Annotated in this window: 16 protein-coding genes, 1 pseudogene and 1 CRISPR repeat array; of the genes and pseudogenes, 5 read left to right on the top strand and 12 right to left on the bottom strand. The window is 45.0% G+C overall.

The annotated features are described in order from the left end of the window. The 3 genes from ACIFQM_RS24585 to ACIFQM_RS24575 all read right to left on the bottom strand — a co-directional run. On the bottom strand, positions 1-1,060 hold a 1,060-nt coding region (locus tag ACIFQM_RS24585), incomplete at its 3' end, for a helix-turn-helix domain-containing protein (protein WP_430048124.1). A gap of 605 nt (positions 1,061-1,665) precedes the next feature. Next, complete coding sequence (locus ACIFQM_RS24580; protein WP_430048127.1) at positions 1,666-3,084, bottom strand: helix-turn-helix domain-containing protein; 1,419 nt, start codon at positions 3,082-3,084, stop codon at positions 1,666-1,668. A gap of 264 nt (positions 3,085-3,348) precedes the next feature. Next, a CRISPR array of direct repeats spans positions 3,349-5,072; the repeat unit is 32 nt; unit sequence ATTTCAATCCACGCACTCACATGGAGTGCGAC. Positions 5,073-5,366: 294 nt separating this feature from the next. Continuing rightward, the gene (locus ACIFQM_RS24575; protein ID WP_430041609.1) at positions 5,367-6,155 is read right to left on the bottom strand and encodes a helix-turn-helix transcriptional regulator; all 789 of its coding nucleotides are present in this window, start codon (positions 6,153-6,155) and stop codon (positions 5,367-5,369) included. 201 nt (positions 6,156-6,356) lie between these two features. Between ACIFQM_RS24575 and pyk the strand changes: the two genes are divergently transcribed. After that, complete coding sequence (gene pyk, locus ACIFQM_RS24570) at positions 6,357-7,772, top strand: pyruvate kinase (protein ID WP_430041607.1); 1,416 nt, start codon at positions 6,357-6,359, stop codon at positions 7,770-7,772. Between the two features lie 77 nt (positions 7,773-7,849). Here pyk and ACIFQM_RS24565 read toward each other — a convergent pair whose 3' ends face one another. The 7 genes from ACIFQM_RS24565 to ACIFQM_RS24535 all read right to left on the bottom strand — a co-directional run bounded on the left by ACIFQM_RS24565 (position 7,850) and on the right by ACIFQM_RS24535 (position 14,412). Next, positions 7,850-8,248, bottom strand: a complete 399-nt coding sequence (locus ACIFQM_RS24565) for a hypothetical protein (protein ID WP_430041605.1) — start codon at positions 8,246-8,248, stop codon at positions 7,850-7,852. A gap of 260 nt (positions 8,249-8,508) precedes the next feature. Next, complete coding sequence (locus ACIFQM_RS24560; RefSeq protein ID WP_430041602.1) at positions 8,509-9,630, bottom strand: GerAB/ArcD/ProY family transporter; 1,122 nt, start codon at positions 9,628-9,630, stop codon at positions 8,509-8,511. Continuing rightward, a complete protein-coding gene (locus ACIFQM_RS24555) occupies positions 9,620-10,771 on the bottom strand; it encodes a GerAB/ArcD/ProY family transporter (protein ID WP_430041600.1) in 1,152 nt (383 codons plus the stop codon). Before ACIFQM_RS24555 ends, ACIFQM_RS24560 begins: the two co-directional genes overlap by 11 nt. A gap of 15 nt (positions 10,772-10,786) precedes the next feature. Then, positions 10,787-11,038, bottom strand: coding sequence for a hypothetical protein (locus tag ACIFQM_RS24550; protein ID WP_430041598.1), 252 nt, complete (start codon positions 11,036-11,038; stop codon positions 10,787-10,789). Positions 11,039-11,061: 23 nt separating this feature from the next. Next, the gene (locus tag ACIFQM_RS24545; RefSeq protein ID WP_430041596.1) at positions 11,062-12,267 is read right to left on the bottom strand and encodes a Ger(x)C family spore germination protein; all 1,206 of its coding nucleotides are present in this window, start codon (positions 12,265-12,267) and stop codon (positions 11,062-11,064) included. 40 nt (positions 12,268-12,307) lie between these two features. Continuing rightward, on the bottom strand, positions 12,308-13,903 hold the full coding sequence (locus ACIFQM_RS24540) for a spore germination protein (protein WP_430066355.1): 1,596 nt from the start codon (positions 13,901-13,903) through the stop codon (positions 12,308-12,310). A 164-nt stretch (positions 13,904-14,067) separates the two neighbouring features. After that, a complete protein-coding gene (locus ACIFQM_RS24535) occupies positions 14,068-14,412 on the bottom strand; it encodes a DUF805 domain-containing protein (RefSeq protein WP_430066353.1) in 345 nt (114 codons plus the stop codon). A 441-nt stretch (positions 14,413-14,853) separates the two neighbouring features. Between ACIFQM_RS24535 and ACIFQM_RS24530 the strand changes: the two genes are divergently transcribed. The 3 genes from ACIFQM_RS24530 (at position 14,854) to ACIFQM_RS24520 (ending at position 18,240) form a co-directional block, all read left to right on the top strand. Further along, positions 14,854-17,289 (top strand): family 43 glycosylhydrolase, encoded by a 2,436-nt coding sequence (locus tag ACIFQM_RS24530; RefSeq protein ID WP_430066351.1) that lies wholly within the window; start codon positions 14,854-14,856, stop codon positions 17,287-17,289. Positions 17,290-17,692: 403 nt separating this feature from the next. Further along, positions 17,693-17,893, top strand: a complete 201-nt coding sequence (gene cspD, locus ACIFQM_RS24525) for a cold-shock protein CspD (RefSeq protein ID WP_013308356.1) — start codon at positions 17,693-17,695, stop codon at positions 17,891-17,893. A 131-nt stretch (positions 17,894-18,024) separates the two neighbouring features. Continuing rightward, the gene (locus ACIFQM_RS24520; protein ID WP_430041587.1) at positions 18,025-18,240 is read left to right on the top strand and encodes a cold-shock protein; all 216 of its coding nucleotides are present in this window, start codon (positions 18,025-18,027) and stop codon (positions 18,238-18,240) included. Between the two features lie 227 nt (positions 18,241-18,467). Here the strand turns inward: ACIFQM_RS24520 and ACIFQM_RS24515 are convergent. Further along, positions 18,468-18,701 (bottom strand): annotated as a pseudogene (locus tag ACIFQM_RS24515) (alpha/beta fold hydrolase); the annotation flags it as partial. Between the two features lie 188 nt (positions 18,702-18,889). Between ACIFQM_RS24515 and ACIFQM_RS24510 the strand changes: the two are divergent. Beyond that, entirely contained in the window at positions 18,890-19,219 is a 330-nt protein-coding gene (locus ACIFQM_RS24510) for a hypothetical protein (RefSeq protein WP_430041585.1), read from the top strand. A 190-nt stretch (positions 19,220-19,409) separates the two neighbouring features. Here the strand turns inward: ACIFQM_RS24510 and ACIFQM_RS24505 are convergent. Then, positions 19,410-19,607: hypothetical protein (locus ACIFQM_RS24505; RefSeq protein WP_430041583.1), on the bottom strand; the 198-nt coding region annotated here is incomplete at its 5' end.

The following is a 19,607-nucleotide window of genomic DNA, read 5'->3' as shown; positions in this document are numbered from 1 at the left end:
CTAACTGATATCGGTTAGCCGAAAACATTACGTTCAACAGCTTAGTAACCATTTCTTTATCGGCTTTATTGGTTGATGTAGCAATATATTCAACATAATCTGGTAGTACACTTATATCTCCTGACAGGAGTTTATTAACGTAAGTATTACCTTCCGCCCAATGTTGAAACAAACCGATCCAACGTAGGGCATCCTCGTCCGTCTCCATAACCCAATCTAAATTAGCGTAGGCGTATGTATATTGTAGAGCTTGTTGATAATCGCCTTGAGCTTCACAGACACTTGCACACAACAGGTCAGCATAGGTGATGTACACAAACATCGGACGACTCAGCTTCTTAGTAGATTCCTTCCGCTCTCGGCTCTTTTGTTGGTGTTTTAAAGTATATTGGATTTTCGCTTTATTTCTCATTTTCCTTGCCATTTCATCAAGCCTATCCCATTGACGCAAAGACCTGTACACGTTCGCCAAGTCCTTCAATGCGTCAAGCTGGTCTATTTCATCTAGGCGCTCAACAAAAGCTTCAAATATCGTAGCTGCCTTGAGATTTCGGTTCTGATCGTCTCCAACCTGAATTGTGAATATACGATATTGACAGATTGCCAAGCGTTCAGAATGTTGGTACTTCTCCACTTCTGCTACATTCTCATAGAGCAGCAACGCAGCAGCATGTCGTCCCTGTACAAATAGCGCTTCCGCAATGTCATATAGTCTGGGCGAATACAACGGATTGTCCATAATATGTCCAACGATTCGACGGATCGCATTCAGCTTGTCCAGCTCTCCACAACGATATAATAGTGGCTCAATTCGCCGCCAATTCGGGGGAAGGTCGATGATGTAATTTTCTATGTATAGTTCGTAAAAATAGCCCTCCGGTAATCCCATGGCCAATGTGATTCGGTCAAGCTGTTGTAAAGAAACAGGACGATGTTGAGTAATCCAATTACTGAGTGTTCTTTGATAAACACCTGAATATTCCGCAAATTCTGCTAAAGTCAAGTTGTTTTGCTTTAAATAATCTTCCAACTCTGCTAAAACCGTAGGTGTATGCTTCATGTCATATCCACCCTTCACATAAAAATTCCAAATTTTTTATATTATTGCATTCTATTATTGTCCATAATTAACCATATGTCAATAACTATGCAACCAATATAAGCATTCAATTTTTGGCATGAAACGAAACAAAAAATACTCTCCACTAATCATTGCTGTCAACGGAGAGTATGATTCTATATATTTTTTTTCTCAGCAATAAGTAGACCTAGCAGTGTATATCCCCTGTACAATGTTCCTAACAATAGAACACCACCAGCAAAAGAAATGAGGATAAGTATCATGTTAAGTATAAATGGTAAGTAGGCGAAAAGACTGATATTCAAGGGCAGTCAATTACTCCTCAAGCTTCTGCAACTTAAAATTTTATAGTTAATTTGTATGATTAGTAGGCAATGATTATTGGAGTAAACGTGTATCTAAAACAGGCACATTTTATAGTGGCAATGTCATTCAACAGTAGAATAAATCCCCGCTGACCAGGTTAAGGTTTGCAGGGATTTATTTTGTTCCTATCCGTTTAAGCGCCTCCAATGGTAACGTAAGGCTGATTACTATGGTGGTGGTTAAGTGCTTGATCGGGCACAGTGAAAATAAACAAAAAGCTAGCCGCGATGACCAGCAGCACCATTTTTTTCAACATTGTTCATCCACACCTTTTCAATAAGATTTAAAAATGCCGCTTTAGTTTCTGGAACCGCATAATCCTGAAAGTGCAAAAATAGACCCATACAATTTATAAAATAAGTCTCATTATTTAGTTTATGATAACTTATCATGGAATACATCAAATGTTTAAAACCATCAATGTAAGAACCTCGATGTAAATCATAATAAGCTAATTCGTAACGAAACCATGCGATATAGTCCGGTATCACCTGTTGAGTATACATATCATCGAGTGGAGGCTCTTCAGAAAAAGAATTAATCTCCGTTTTAAATCGTTGAAGTATATCATCCACGTGCAATTCAAATCGGTTTGCTGCAATGATAACATTCAACAATTTGGAGAGTTCCTCTTGTTCATTAGAGCCTGATGTCGCTGCAACATATTCAACATAATCTTGAAGCACGCTTATATCTCCAGACAACAGCTTATATACGTAAGTATTGCCTTCCGCCCAATGTTGAAACAAACCCATCCAGTGTCGGGTATCCTCGTCCTTCTCTTTGACCCAATCTAAATTAGCGTAGGCATATGTATAATCTAGAGCTTGTTGAAAATCGCCTTGGGCTTCACAGACACATGCACACAGCAGGTCAGCATAGGTGATGTACACAAACATAGGACGACTTAGCTTTTTTTCGGACTCCTTATGCGCTCGCTTCTTCTGGTGATGTTTCATCGAATATTGAATTTCCGCTTTCACCTTCATTTTACGAGCTATTTCATCAAGCCTATCCCATTGACGCAAAGACCTGTACACGTTCGCCAAGTCCTTCAATGCGTCAAGCTGATCTATTTCATCCAAGCGCTCAACAAAAGCTTCAAATATCGTTGCTGCCCTGAGATTTTGGTTTTGATCGTCTCCAATCTGGATCGTGAATATACGATATTGGCAGACTGCCAAGCGTTCTGAATGTTGGTACTTCTCCACTTCTGCTACATTCTCATAGAGCACCAGTGCAGCAGCATGTCGTCCTTGTGCTAATAGCGCTTCTGCAATTTCAAATAGTCTAGGTGAATAGAGTAGATTGTCCATGATTTGTCCAACGATTCGACGGATCGCATCCAGCTTGTCCAGCTCTGCACAACGATATAGCAACCGCTCAATTCGACGCATATTGGGAGAGTGTTCGATGATGTAGTCATCTATGAATCGTTCGTAAAAAAAGCCTTCCGGTAAACCCATAGCCTCAGTGATTAGATCAAGCTGGTTAACAGATATAGGACTATTACCAGTTACAATGCCGCTTACAATCCCTCTGTTAATACCTGCAATATGCCCGAATTGCGTTAGGCTCAAACCCTCTTTTTTTAGGTATTTGCCTAATTCCGCCCGAATCGTAGGTGTGATTTCCATACATAAACCACCCTCCACATAAAAATTCCATAATTTTATATTCTTGCATTCTATTGTTCTCCAAAATTAACCATATGTCAATATATTTTTTTGCTGATGCTTAAAGGTTAATTTTAGCATATTCATGCATATGGAAATGGAAAGGACGAGTGATGGAAGCGGAAGTAAGAGGGCGAAAAACGCACTTCATACAGAGCGCGACTTGTGAGCGAGGCGCTGGGGCATCGGTAAATGACGATCTCTGAGTACGAACAGTACGTATTAGTTTCAATCCACGCACTCACATGGAGTGCGACGAAAAATACGGGTTTGTACTCATGTTTAATGTAATATTTCAATCCACGCACTCACATGGAGTGCGACGATTTTTCGGAACCGTGTTGCGTTCTAAGTATATAATTTCAATCCACGCACTCACATGGAGTGCGACGTCCCTCTTGTACCTTGTATAAGACTGACCATCATTATTTCAATCCACGCACTCACATGGAGTGCGACCCGAACCATCCTATTGACCGGAGGCGTGGATGTGCAATTTCAATCCACGCACTCACATGGAGTGCGACTTGCGAGTTCATTTTGCTTAAGTGCGTAATCTGGTGATTTCAATCCACGCACTCACATGGAGTGCGACCTGCATGGCTGCGGACAAACGCCTCTGCTGTCCAATGATTTCAATCCACGCACTCACATGGAGTGCGACGAGAAAACAATAATCGGAGCAATGCCGATCCCAAAAATTTCAATCCACGCACTCACATGGAGTGCGACTGAGATACAACTTCTTATCAAGTTCCCCTAATAGGAGATTTCAATCCACGCACTCACATGGAGTGCGACCAAATGACTTGTTAGATGGGTTAACTGAGTCAGATTTCAATCCACGCACTCACATGGAGTGCGACATCTTGTATAAGTTTGCTCATTTCTCGCACCAATTTCAATCCACGCACTCACATGGAGTGCGACACCATACTCTAAATTTAGGTTCATGCGATGTTTATCATTTCAATCCACGCACTCACATGGAGTGCGACCAAAGCGGCACACACTCCTTAGAGGGAATAACCTTATTTCAATCCACGCACTCACATGGAGTGCGACGCCGTATAAATCGTCCATATCAAAGGGGTTGTTAAGATATTTCAATCCACGCACTCACATGGAGTGCGACAGCCTGCACCAAAACCAGCGCCCAAACCAGCGACTAAATTTCAATCCACGCACTCACATGGAGTGCGACGAGTAAAAACGGAAAATGGACGTTCAGTGAAAATATTTCAATCCACGCACTCACATGGAGTGCGACTGTGGATGTAGACACTGGCGTTGCTACAGGATTGATTTCAATCCACGCACTCACATGGAGTGCGACAAGTTGCAAGGTGGTTGCGTCGGTAGTCGACTACAACATTTCAATCCACGCACTCACATGGAGTGCGACCGTCTGTATAGAGTTTCATAGGCTCACCTCTTCGTCATTTCAATCCACGCACTCACATGGAGTGCGACTTGGGTTTTATAGACTCACTCCAGCAGCAAGTAAAGATTTCAATCCACGCACTCACATGGAGTGCGACCCTCCCACCGAAACTTTTGTACCGTTCACTTTCATAATTTCAATCCACGCACTCACATGGAGTGCGACGGTAAAGGTCAGGTGGATTTGTTTGAATTAATGTATTTCAATCCACGCACTCACATGGAGTGCGACCTCAGGGCGTACTTGAGGTGATCGGGAAGTATGAAGAGATTTCAATCCACGCACTCACATGGAGTGCGACCTTATTACGACTGAAAGAATTACGGATAACAGTGATATTTCAATCCACGCACTCACATGGAGTGCGACGACACGATCAAACATGTACTGGATCGGGAGGGAACATATTTCAATCCACGCACTCACATGGAGTGCGACGCTGCTTGACATAGCAAAAGTTACGGAGCATCAAAATTTCAATCCACGCACTCACATGGAGTGCGACAGCGAAAATGTGGTGATTGATACCCTATTGGTATCAATACCATACATTTTAGCAATAAACGATGCCGAAAAGGCTTGAATCAAGCATTGACATTCACCCATTACAACCCATCCAAGTCCTTTTCGACAAATTTCGAGGTGCGAAGGAACCGGGGTTTTTATGTGAGCTTCACATTCGCACTTTATAAAATGAAGTATTTGTGTCTATCCAGTTGAATCCAACATACATTTAAACACGCAGTTTCGCAACCTTTTCGGATCTTTTTTTCCTTCTCTTTCCACCGTACAAGACACGCTAGACAATCGAAGACCGTTCATCCAGAAATTCGGATGGGGAGCAGCCTGTCAGACGTTTGAATATCCGATGGAAATAGGAAACATCACTATACCCCACATACTCTGAAATTTCACGAATCGTCAGTCGGGATTCGGTCAGCATGTAGATGGCTGTTTTAATACGCTGCGTATGTACATGCTCGCTGATCGTTTGGCGTGTTACCTCGCGCAGCAGGGTGGCTGCGTAGTTGGGCGTTTTACGGATCGCGTCGCCAAGCTCCTCCTTCGTCACCTTTTCCCGATAATGATTCTGAATATACTGCTTCATATGCTCTACATGCTTCTCTTTATCGCAAGAAACGGCACCCTTGTCCCATTCCTGATTGATATAAATCATCGCTTCGGTCAGCAAGCAGTCAGCCATCATGGCATAGTAGCTCGGACGCTCCGTCCATTGGTAGTACACCGACTTGATCCGTTCATGCAGCATATCGTAGCATCCGAGCTTGATCAGCAACGGCTGGTCTGTATTCAGCAGGGGAAGTGTGTGGTTCGTACATGTTTTGTGGCAATGTATCACATACTTGGTATGAAAAAGTGTAGGAATGCTCTTACCGTAGTAAGGCAAATGTCCGGGTAGAATCAGCGCTTCTCCCTTGCCGAGAATAAACTTGCAACCGTTCACCCAATATACACATTTTCCAAAGGTAACCAAAATGAACAGTAAGTCATCGTCGCTGCTATTCGAGCCAGCCTTTTCGTACCAGTCTATGCCATGGTCCTGTCGCATGTCCGTCATTGTAATCACGAGGCCCACTCTCCGATGTCTTAAAAAATTATTGTACTGTAGTACATTCATCATACTATAGTTCATAGTCTTGGCGCACGGGTACAGGTAAAATAGAATCATAGAAGTTTAATAGATAGAGAACTGAGGATTTTGCAAAAATCCTGAAGTGAAAGTGGATAGAAACCAAACAGTAAAGACATTCAGGAGGATGACATTACTATGCTTAAAACGAAAATTATCTGTACGATGGGACCTGCCTGCGACTCCATTCATTTGTTAAAAGAAATGATTCAGGCCGGTATGACAGTAGCACGCTTGAACATGGCTCACGGTGAGCTGGAAGATCACGTTAAACGTATTGAAAATGTGCGACAGGCTGCGAAGGAACTGAACACCTTTATTCCCGTCATGATGGATATCAAGGGACCGGAAATACGGATTGGCAAGCTGAAAGAAGCGTCCTGTCTGCTGAAGCCAGGTAGCCAGCTTATTTTGACCACGGAAGAAATTTTGGGGGACGAGCATCGTATTTCGGTTAACTACCCGGATATGCCCAAGGATATCAAAGCAGGCGACCGTATTCTCATTGATGATGGCTTGGTCGATCTGACTGTAACCTCTATTGAGGGAACTGAAATGATCTGTAACATTGTAAGCGGCGGTATTTTGAAGCCGAGAAAAGGTGTGAACCTGCCAGGGATTCATACGACCCTTCCGGGCGTAACAGAGCGTGATGTGAAGCACATCCAATTCGGGGTGGAGCAGCGTATTGAGCTTATTGCGGCTTCTTTTGTGCGTAAAGGCGACGATATTCGCGAAATTCGCGAGATTTTGAAGGGACATAACGCTGAGCATGTACAAATTTATTCTAAAATTGAAAATGCCGAAGGTATGGAAAACCTCGATGATATTATCAAGGCTTCGGACGGTATTATGGTAGCCCGTGGTGATCTGGGTGTTGAAGTGCCGATTCAGGACGTACCTGTGATGCAAAAGGAAATGATCGACAAGTGTAATCTGGTCGGCAAGCCGGTAATCGTGGCTACACATATGCTGGAGTCCATGCAGGTCAACCCCCGTCCGACGAGAGCCGAAGTCAGTGACGTATTTAACGCCGTGATGCAAGGAGCCGATGTGGTTATGCTGTCGGGCGAATCCGCTGCGGGTAAATACCCTGTTGAATCCGTACGGACAATGGCTGCTGTAGCTGCCAGAGCTGAATCGCAATTTGATTATCAGGAGCAGTTCGATAAGCGCAGAGCACGCCAAAGCACGAACATTACCGAGGTCATCAGTCAAGGTGCGGTTAGTTCGTCCCTGGAGCTGGATGCCAAAGCGATCATTACGTCTACGGCCAGCGGCTTCACGGCCCGTATGGTGTCCAAATATCGTCCGAAGGCTCCAATTATTGCAGTTACCCCGAACAATACGGTGTTCGCTAAAATTTGTCTGTTATCCGGAGTATTTCCGGTTAAAGGCGATAAGGTAGTGACGACGGATGATATGTTCGAATCCTCCATCCGCAATGCCCTGAATGCAGGGTATATTCAAAAAGGAGACACCGTTATCGTGTCGGCAGGCGTTCCTGTCGCCGAGGCTGGTGCCACCAACCTGATTCGAGTACATCAAGTGTAAGCGTAGATACAGACAGCAGAAAGGCGCTGATTCCCAACGGGCTCAGCGCCTTTTTTACATACTATTGTGTTGCAGGCTTACAGTCCAAACACACTTTTGGCCACGACCTGCGTCAACTCGGCCTTATGGGCTTGGTACTGTTCAGGCGTAATGCTCTTGCTGGCCAGCCGTTGATCCAACTGCTCTGTCAACTGAGCCACCTGCAAATCAACGACAGCCTGAGCATCCCGTTCATTATATTGTGCAATATCGGCCAAGGTTTGACCGTTATACAGCTCATCATACAATTGCTCATCCGAGGATACCCCCAGTGTTTCCAGCAGTTCATCATCCTTGGAAGCCTCACTATCCTGTAGCTGAAGGGCTCTCTCTGGAGCCAGCGCAGAAGCATTGGCCCGGCTTCCCCATGTAGAGGACTGCCCAATAGACAACGCCAGCAACAAGGTGCAGATAACCATGATTCGTTTTCGATTCATAAGAGTAAAGTCTCCTTTTGATTTCTTTAAAATGCTGACAGGGTGGAACGGTATATGGATATCCAACGGGAGTAGTATTCATGCTTTTAGCCCATCTGGCTTTTATGTAGTTACCAGATTCTTAAATACATCATACACGCCCAATCTTAGCGCCAGATTAATACTCGTTTAAAATAAACTAAAAGTTCACTTTGTAAACAGGTAACAGCAAAAAAAAAATTCACTGATGCTCGCAGGATGGCTCGAACGATGGATGTGATCTATCCTTTGGCCCCTGTTTTTTTCTTTGACCAGATTTTTCGTATCCCATGCATACAGAGCAGCAGTAGAGGCAGTAAAAGGCCCATAGATAAGGAAAAAGGGGTCCATATTTTTGCATCCCAGGATTGCTGATAGGGGACATTGGGGTATATGATCACCGACATGACGATCAGGATCATACCGATAGGGAAGATCAGCGGACGATCATCTTTTAGATTAAAGATTTGGCTAATGGCTATCATAATGGATTGCATATACAGGGCCAGCCTGAAAAAGAGCGAGATAAACCACATAGCGGCCATGATCGCTTCAATACGCTGAAGAAAATTTCCAATGTTTATTTTTTTGGCTAATGAATAGCTCGGATACATACTTCTTGCTGTTAAATCATGCCCGAGAACCAAAACGGCCAATGCAATGACCACAACCAGAATCAACCCGCCGATCAGTCCCCCTGTTAAAAAAGCCCTGCGTGCTTGATCGGGCTGATCGACAAGCGGAAAAATCATGAGAAAAACAATATGGGTCAGAAACGCAATACTAATAAAGGACAAGGCACCAGACCAAACGGGTCCAACTCCCTTCTCCAGCATCGGTTGGGCGTTCTCCAGCTTGATATTGGATACGATTAAAACGACAAAAGCCGTATACAGCAAAATGAACAAGGGAAACAATAGTTCAGCAGAACGGGCTACCGTTTCCAGTCCCAGATGTACGCCCATCAATACAATGATCGCAAAGAGGATGTTGACCGCTTGTAGCGGCGTTTCCGGCATCATTTGAGTAGTCAAAAAATTCCCCAAATCATACAACACCGCAGCAGGACCCCCCAGAAAAAACATAACCATAAACAGCAGAGCAACAGACTTCCCCAACCACTTGCCCATAAGAGTCTCCATGATTTCAATCAGGGTCATCTGTGGATACAGGATGGTAATCGTGTTGTACAGCCATATCAATAGCAGCCCGGCGCCTACTCCAACGAGTGCTGCGATCCATGCATCCTGTTTAGCAGTGGCGGCCATAACAGAGGGGATGATGAGGATTGCAGTACCGATTGTAAATAATATCGTTAAGATCAACAATTGCCGTGTGGAAATTTTGACTTGCTTAGGCACCATCTTCACCTCTATCTTCACGTTTATCATCTGGCTTGTTATTCTTCTTTGTCCCTAACCTTTTCAGAGCATGTATACTGAGCAGCAGTAAGGGAAAAAACAATCCCAATGATAGTATATAAGGAATCCACGTCTTGGTATCATAGGCTTGTTGATAAGGGACATTGGGATATACGATGATCGACATGACGACTAAAAGAATGCCGAGAGGAGGTACTAACTGTCGGTCGTTTTTCAAGCGAAAGATTTGGCCTATGGCTGTTACAATGGAATACATATACACCGTGATCCTGAAAAAGAGCGAAATAAACCACATCGTAGCCATGATCGCTTCGATACGCTGTAGAAAATTTCCAATGTTAATTTTTTTGGCTAAAGCATAGCTTGGATACATATTTCTTGCGGTTAGATCAGAGCCTAATACCAAAATAGCCAATGCAACGACCACGACCAACATTAATCCGCCAATCAGGCTTCCTGTGAAAATAGCTTTACGGGCTTGGTCGAAACGATTGACAGAAGCCGGGAAGATCATGAGCAGAACGATGTGAGGCAGAAAAGCTGTGCTGACAAAGGACAGGGCAGCCGACCAAATAGGTCCTACTCCAGCCTCCAGTACCGGTTGAACATTTTCCAATTTAATATTGGATATCACCAAACCCGTAAACGAAATGTAGAGCAGGATAAATAACGGAAACATCAGTTCGGCAGAACGAGCTATCACTTCCAGTCCCAGCAGAACAGCCAACAATATAATAAGCGCAAAAAGGATGTTTACCGCTGGCATCGGTGTTTCCGGTATCATTTGAGTGGTCATAAAATTTCCCAGGTAGAATAAAACGGTAACAGGTGCATTGATGAAAAACGTGGTGAAAAACAGAAGACTGACGGCTTTGCCTAGCCACTTTCCGAGCAGGGCTTCCATAATTCCAATCAGGGTCATCTGTGGATACAACGCTGCAAGCTTGATGTACAAATACAAGATGAGAAGCCCGGACCCAACCCCAACAAGCGCAGCAATCCACGCATCCTGCTTGGCTATCTGCGCCACGCCTGATGGTATGATGAGGATTGCGCTCCCAACCGTATATAAAGTCGTCAGGATCATAAGCTGACGTGCTGAGATTTTGATCTGCCCGGGCACCAATTTCACCTCGTCTTATTTTATTAGACCAATATGGGTTAGGAAATCGCTGAATGGTCTATACACGGCTGCGATCCAATCCAGAGGAGTGGGAACAAACCAACTTAATGCCTTGGCGCTGCTGAGTCCGACCCCAAGAAGGAGCAGGATGGAAAACAGCCAAAGCTCTTTTGTTAACCCTTTTTTCCGCATGTACGGAACCTCAAACAGACTGATTGCAGCAGCGACCAGCAATATACCCAGAACGTTCACTATTTTAGGCAGCATCTTTTAACACCTTCTTTGGTAGGTTATTCCTTCATATCATTCAGGAATGAGCTGCCAATCGTGCCCACGCGCCGAATTTTGAAATCGACCTTAATGTCTACGGGCAATTCTACAAAATGCTCACGATTCCAATTTTTTTTCAGCGAACTCCAGGTTTTCGGATCAGCGCGGTGAATGGCCTCACCGAAACCGAAAATGTCGGCTTTGTACAATTTTTGAGCTTTTCTGACGGCTGATTTCATAATTTCTTCGATCTTTTCTTCTTCTTTTTTCTCTACCTCATAAATCGTACTCACCTTGGTCAAATCCAGGCCCTGACACTCGACTTCTCCTACGTTGGCCTCAACCTGCATTTTAACATTGACCCGGGGTTCTCCCCTGTTAACGCTCCCTTTTATAGCGGTTTGGGTCCGAATGATTTCTGTGACAACTTTGCCGCCTTCGGGGCAGGCTACAAAGCCGACAGAGCTTCGCACTTTCCCGAGAATGAAGTTGTAGCCCCTGCTTTCAGTTTCGTTTAACCATCCGATTAACTTGTCTTTTCTGAATACAGCAAGTCCCGAATACTGTAAACGGACAGGAGGGTTGATCGTTTGGACATTTTTGTTTAATTCTCCCATTTCTGTATTTCCGATAATATGAAGTCCTGTCAAAATAGGCTGCATTCCTTCACTGGTAAGAGCTTTAATCAATTCATCCAAGGTTACCGTCATACTGGGCGACCAGTTTCTCTCCGATGTTTCCAGGGCGGAGAAAAGATCATTCGCCGGAATCGGGTCCAGGGGTGTCATAATTTTCAGTGTGTCCTCTGCACTGGTGCCCTTTGACACCACAATATAAAAATCAGTGCGGAACTGATGATCCCTGGAGAGTAAATCCAGAGCTTTTGCCATCCCCTCCCTCGCTATCGACTCACCGATTACGCATATGCGCAGGTGAGAAAAATACATTTTTCGGGGACTAAGCGTCGTTATTTTCCGGATGGCTTCAAACACGGTGTCAGCTTCTGCTGTGTACAACGTGGCTGGAGCCCCACCGCTTGCTCCTTTTTTGGCTGCTGCTTCTCCGGGGTCCACAACCTGGACGGAGACACGAAATTGATCTCCACGTTTATCGATCCCCATGCCGACGGCGATAGCAAGCTCATTCAGCTCCCTACGGTTCCAACAGCCCGTCAGAAGCAAGACGAGTGTAAACATCAGGAGCAGAAATGCCGTCTTCCGTTTCATCCCTGTCTACCCCTTTCCGTCTGTTCCTGTCTTCTCTGCTTTATTCCCGTGGTTTTCGGGGCGGGGTGCTGCTTCGGCGCTTCACATTTTTCTGATTTATCAGCCGGGGACGTGTAATCATCATCCAGTGAGGGAGACGAAAGATGGTATCCTTGGTGTCCGACGGTATTAAAGGGGCAAAAGGAGCCATATAGGGAATGCCAAACGAACGAAGGCTGCACATATGCAGGATGAGAGCAATGCCGCCGACGATAATTCCGAATAGTCCAAATGAAGCAGCAAGCCCCATCAAGGGAAATCGCAGCATACGGAAAGCAATGGACATATTATAGGCAGGCAGGACGAAGCTGGAAATCGCAGTAATGGATACGACAATGACCATTGCCGCCGATATGATGCCCGCCTCGACAGCCGCCTGTCCGATGACGAGCGTGCCCACGATCGAGACGGCTGCCCCGATGTACTTTGGCATGCGGACACCGGCTTCCCGCAATATTTCAAAAGTCAGCTCCATCATGAGCGCTTCGATAAAGGCGGGAAAAGGAACGGACTCCCGTTGTGCCGCCAGACCGATCAGCAGTGAGGTTGGCAGCATTTCCTGATGAAAGGTAGTGATGGCAACATATAAGGACGGACCCAGCAGGGAAATGAAAACCCCGGTGTAACGAAGTACCCGGATGAAGCTGCTGATGTCGGCACGCTGATAATAATCCTCCGCCGCATGTAGAAAGGAAACAAACAGCGCAGGTACGACAAGCACAAACGGGGTTCCATCTATCAGGATCGCGACCTTTCCTTCCAACAGCTCAGCGGCGATGACGTCCGGGCGTTCGGAGTTGTATACCGTCGGAAAAGGAGTAAATGTTTCATCCTGAATTAACTCCTCGATATATCCGCTTTCAAGAATGCCGTCTATATCAATGCGATTCAGCCGTTCATGCACTTCTTCGACCAATTTATGGTTGACGATGCCCTTGATATACATGACCGCGACATCGGTTTGGGTTACGTGGCCAATTTGTTTTGTTTCCAGCCACAGGTTCGGATCTTTAATCTTGCGACGGATCAAGGCCGTATTCGTGCGCAGTGTTTCCGAAAATCCCTCGCGGGGTCCACGGACAACATTTTCCGAGGCAGGCTCGGTGACTCCGCGATCCTTCCATCCTCGTGCGCTGGCCACGATTCCCTGCGTCTCACCGTCAACCAAAATGATCGCATCCCCGGACAACAGAGCGTTATATAAGGTTACAAAGTCAGTAACATCCCGGATGTCACCGATGGTCAATGCATAATCTTTTAAAATCTGCAATACATGGGAGGAGGTCTGGATGCTACGCTCCACGTCGCTGGACAAGCTGCTATCCAGCATCATCGACTCCATGATGAAGTCAGAGACTATATTTTTATCCGCCAAACCATCGGTATAGAGAATAGCAATGGTCTGGTCACCATCTTTGCCGATTCGAACTTCTCTGATGATGATGTCGGTACTGTTGCCGAGTGCTTGTCTGATCCGCTGAAGATTTGACCCGATATTTGCACTCAGCTGCTCCTCTGAGGGTGCAGAATGACTCTCACTGTGCTGGACAGGTGGCTTTTTAAACTTGTTGTGGATGCTTCTTGTTCGAAAACGCATGAACGTTCTCCCTCTCCTTGCAGATGCTTTTTAATCCAGTATGGACGCAGGAGGCTTCTGATAAACTTATGGTTGGAATTTTGATGGGTGGAAGGGGAATAAGAAAAGAAAAGAAAAGAACCTCTTTCACAAGAATGAAAGAGGTTCTCAGGCATTTTCACCAATTACAATTTAGGATTTTTTCCATATTTGTTCTCAGCAGGTTGACTGTCTTGGCATAAGAATACAATCAGGATAATAGAACCGACAAGAGGGATTAAACCGATCAAGATCCACCATCCGGTTCTGCCTGTGTCGTGCAGTCTACGGGCTATAACGGCCAGAGACGGCAACAGGACAGCCAAAGAATAAAGGTACGTCAAGATCGGAGTTAAGCCCACAAGACCATCGATCAAACTGATTATAAAAGTCGCGATCATACTGAACAGAACAAACATCCAGTATTCTGTACGTCGTGCTCTACCTTGGAATCCTACATAGTTTTTTAATCCATTTAAATACCATTGCATATATTTTCACCTCCCCAAAAAAGTTAAAGGTTTACTTTAAGGTAATTCAAAATTGCTCTTTTAGGTATATCGGCAGGAAGGATATAGAATTTTACTTGTAAAATTATGGTTTTAAAATGGGCGTATAAGCAACTGATTTATTAATGTTAATAATTTAATGAATAATTTATAAAAATATAAAATTACATATTGAATTTTCCACATTCATTGAATAATATAAAGGTACGGTTAACCGTCAGGTTTGAATGCGCCTTCTTAGCAGAAGGTACTTTTATTTTTCGAATAAATTGAAAGCGCTTTAATGTTTGTGTTTATTGGAGGTGATCATTAACAATGATGAAGGGTTAAAGAAGCTAATAAAAATACTAGCCTGACCGCCTTACTTCATATCGTCTTATGTTTAACAATCAGGTATGTTCAAAAACGAGAGGAGATTAGTTTATGAAGCCATTATTTTTTCGTAAAGTAACAGCAGCTTCTCTGGCGGGTGCGTTGCTGTTGCCTGCCTCCTTTGCAGGCGCCGAACAAACGCTCAATCTGGACACAGATGGGATTCAAGCTGCGGGGCAGATCACCCTTCAGGGTCAAAGCCAGGGGGACATTTCCATTCAAAGCAAAAAGAACGTTTCATTTAAAGAAACTTCCGTACATGATCCATCCATTCTGAAAGTGAACGATACATTTTATATTTTTGGTTCTCATTTGGCGGCTGCCAAGTCCAAGGACCTCATGAATTGGGATACGATTGCCACAGGAGTAGCAAATGGCAATGCACTGATTCCTAACGTCAAAGAGGAATTAAAAGAAGCGCTGGATTGGGCCCAGACAGACACGCTATGGGCAGCGGATGTTATTCAACTGGCCGATGGCAAGTTTTACATGTACTATAACGCCTGCAAGGGTGACTCCCCGCGTTCAGCAATGGGTCTAGCAGTTGCCGATAAAATTGAAGGGCCTTATAAGAATAAAGGCATTTTCCTGAAATCCGGCATGTGGGGCCAACCGGGTGAGGATGGGACGATCTATGATGCAACCAAGCATCCGAATGTCGTGGACCCGGACACTTTTTACGATAAGAACGGCAAGCTGTGGATGGTATACGGCTCCTACTCAGGGGGCATTTTCATTATGGAGATGGATGGAAAAACAGGGAAGCCACTGCCCGGACAAGGCTACGGGAACAAGCTGACAGGCGGTAACCATGCCCGTATGGAAGGGCCGTACATTCAGTATAGTCCGCAAACGGACTATTATTACTTGTTCCTGTCGTATGGGGGCTTATCGGCAGATGGGGGATACAACCTTCGTGTGGCTCGATCCAAAACACCGGATGGTCCTTTTTACGATGCTGAGGGCAACGATATGATCAAGGTCAAGGCGAATCCTGATAAGCCGCTTTTTGATGACGCTTCCATTGAGCCGTACGGTGTCAAGCTGATAGGGAACTATCTGATTCCAAGAGAAATTGGGGACTCGGGTACTGGACTGGGTACAGGCTATGTCTCGCCTGGACATAACTCGGCTTATTACGACCCCAAAACGAAAAAGCATTTTCTGATTTTTCACTCCCGTTTCCCGGGCAGAGGCGAACAGTTTGAAGTGCGGGTGCATGAAATGTTCATGAACGCTGACGGCTGGCCTGTAGTTGCTCCTTATCGTTATTCTGGGGATGAGGATTCACTGAAGAAGTTGTCGGAAAAGGATGTCCTCGGTCAATACTCGTATGTAAATCACGGGAAAGAAATCTCGGCCAATATTAAGCAAGCCGTGACCGTCAGTTTGGAAAGCGGCGGCAAACTGTCCGGCGGCGCAAGCGGTACATGGAAGCTTGGTACAGGTAATCAGCTGGAGATTACGGTGGATGGCACGAAGTACAAAGGTGTATTCCTGCGGCACCTTGATCCAGATACGGGCACCAAGACGCTTGCCTTCACTGCCCTGTCCTCCAAGGGTGTCGCGGTCTGGGGTACGCTAAAGACTGAGCAGAAGGCCAGCAAAATTGTAGCCGCAGTGCAGAAGGATTTGAGCTTGGGCGATACGAGCAACGTTTTTTATAATCTGACGCTACCTACTCAGGGAACACAAGATACCACCATTACGTGGGAGTCCTCACGTCCCGAGAACATTTCCGTGACAGGTGAAGTGTATCGTCCAGAAGCGGGCTCCCCGCCTGCAACGGTCACATTGACCGCGACCATAAAAAAAGACAAAGCAACAGCGAAGAAAAGCTTTATAGCCAAGGTTCCCGAGCAGGCTCAGGGTCCGCAGCTCGCGCACTACTCATGGAGTGAGGATCAAGGGACAACGGTCGTAGACAGCACATACAACAACTATGATGGCAAGGCATTTGGGGGAGCTACATGGGACAAGGAAGGGAAGTCCGGCGGAGCTCTTGTTTTGAACGGCAAGGATGGTTACGTGCAGCTGCCAGGTATGGTAACGGATGCCGAGGACTTTACTTTTTCCGCGTGGGTAAACTGGAAGGGCGGCGCTGCCTGGCAGCGGATTTTTGACTTTGGAAATGGACAGAGCCGCCATATGTTCCTGACCCCATCCCAAGGAAGCGGAGTGCTACAGTTTACGATCCATGAAGGGACGGATCAAAGCGTGCTTTCGAAAGCACCGCTGCCATTGAACCAATGGACGCATGTAGCGGTTACACTGGAGGGGAACACCGGAAGGCTGTATGTAAACGGTGAAGAGGTAGCTGTTAATGATAGCGTTACCTTTAACCCGAGAGAACTGCTGACGAGCGAGGCTTATCTCGGTAAAAGCCGCTTTGCTGCCGATGCTAACTTTAATGGCAGTCTGGATGAGGTTCAATTGTTTAACAAAGCGCTTACAATAGATGAAATTAGGGCATTGGCGGATCTTTGATGCTGGTAGAACCATAACGTAACAGAGTAGATGCAGGAGACGGGCTTATTATAGAAAAAATTCGTTTCCTGCATAATGTTTTGTATATTTATTTTTCATTTGCTGGTATAATTAAGAAGCAGTTGTGGATATACTGTTTTAAGTAGGCGTTGATGAATGACTTTCGCCTCATGGAATAACGGCTTGGACACATAAATAGAGGACAAGAGCACTCTGCATAATTTAAATTCACCAGTGCTTGCGTTTTCAATACACTTATGGTAATATGAGTATATTGAAATTGTGACCTGAGATTCGCATATTGTAGAGGGCTATTGTTTTAGGTTGAAATAACCTTGTGCAATATGTGAATTTTTATTTGTAAAAAATAAAGGTCATATAAATACATTTTGGAGGTAATTCCATGCAAACAGGTACAGTAAAATGGTTTAACGCAGAAAAAGGTTTTGGTTTCATCGAGGTTGAAGGTGGAAGCGACGTATTCGTACATTTCTCCGCAATCCAAGGCGACGGCTTCAAATCTTTGGACGAAGGCCAACGCGTAGAATTCAACGTAGTTGAAGGAAACCGTGGACCACAAGCTGAGAACGTTGTAAAACTGTAATTTAAAATTACAGCCTACTTCAAATGCCCCGAACATAGCGTTTGGGGCATTTGTTTTTATCTGTTCACAGGGCCGTTTTTGAACTGATTACATCTTATCGCTTTATAAATCATGAAGAAAGAGGGATGTTTATGTACAATTCACGGAAAAAGCCAATGGATGAGATTCCTGAGGAAATTACAACTGTCTGGAATTGCGCCAGCGATACGTGCAACGGATGGATGCGGGATAACTTCGCTTTTTCTGTCGAGCCGACATGCCCCATTTGCGGTTCTGCCATGGTGAAGGGCGAGAAAAAGCTGGCCATTTTGAATAATACGAGCTTTAATCATACCAAACAATCCTAATTGGATATATGTTTGTAGTGAAGGATGCCCCATAGCCGCTAACGGCGCTGAGGCGTCTTTTTTGTTTTTTGGAGAAGGCACTGCAAGGTGCTATTTTTGTACATCAGGATTTTGCGAAATCCTCACTTATGAATGTCTCGGTTCTCTGATTATGGAATGAGGGAAGGTTGAGATAGTATGCTCAGTAAGGTGGAATTAAATTCAGGGAGCGCGTCGTAGGGAAAGGGCAGATCGTCTGCAAGCCGATCATAGTTATAGCTTTGCCAAGGTCGATCTGATCTGCCGAATCCCCGAAGATCCACCTGAATACAGCGGTACCCGTAAGAAGGCAGCAGGGCCACCTGATATCCGTACATTCGATGATCCAGCGGTCAGCCGTGCACCATTAGAATGGGGATGCCTTCTCCTGTATCTTCTACATACAGCTTGACGCCGCGTTCTACCTCAACATAATGTCCCATTGCGTTCACCCCTTTAGAGTCACGAAAACTCGTTCTTTCTCACATATATGTATCGGGGGCTTAGCTCATTCAAAAAAAGGGATGGCAGAAGTCACGGTTTGAATGTATTTATTGTTAAAAAATGTATGTCATCCCGCATAGCGATAAGATATAATGATGGGATGAAATAGCAACGGGAGAGTGGAACCATGACACCATCAAAAACTTTAAAATGGATTACGGGCGGTCTAGAGCTATTTTTAGCTATTCCTGTTTTGGGTGGATTCATCGTCTTAAACTCTGCGTATACCGTATTGTTTTTTATGATGATTTTCCATATCGTTACATTAGTGCTATCGGTGGTAAACAAGGAGGCCTATTATGGATCTATCTTAGGGATCGTGACCTCTGTTGTCGGATGGATTCCGATCGTGGGTTGGTTGATGCATTTGCTTTCAGGTATATTTTTGATGATTACAGCAGCTCAACAGCCACGTTATCAAGATCGTAACTCCTATGATGATTATTATCGTTACTAATGTACAGACAGTTGAATCAGCAACCTGCTCTGTGGGATTACGCCGCTTGTGAACATTTTGTGTGAAGTGAGAAGAAGGCACTGTTGTTAAGAGAGCTTTGCGAAACGAATATAGTATCTGTAACATGAAAATACAAGCTCGTGCCAGAAGATCCGGTATCGGATGTTTCGCAATTGTTACGTTTCCGAAATCATCGGTTGGAGAGTACGTATTGAACCATGTGATCCGCCAGTGCATTGAGCAGCGCCTGGAGATCAGCAAAACCATTCTCATGGACGCGACTACGCCCGTCAAAAGCAACCAGTAAAGAATAAATCGAGCAGAGCAAAAGTAGCCCCTCCTTGGTAAAGGATGGACTACTTTTTTGTATGTGCGCCCGGCATGGGCG

The sequence above is a fragment of the Paenibacillus sp. NRS-1782 genome (genome assembly GCF_050467685.1).
GTDB lineage: Bacteria > Bacillota > Bacilli > Paenibacillales > Paenibacillaceae > Paenibacillus > Paenibacillus terrae_A.
Note: the sequence above shows the minus strand (reverse complement) of the source record. Positions and strands in the feature narration are given on the sequence as shown.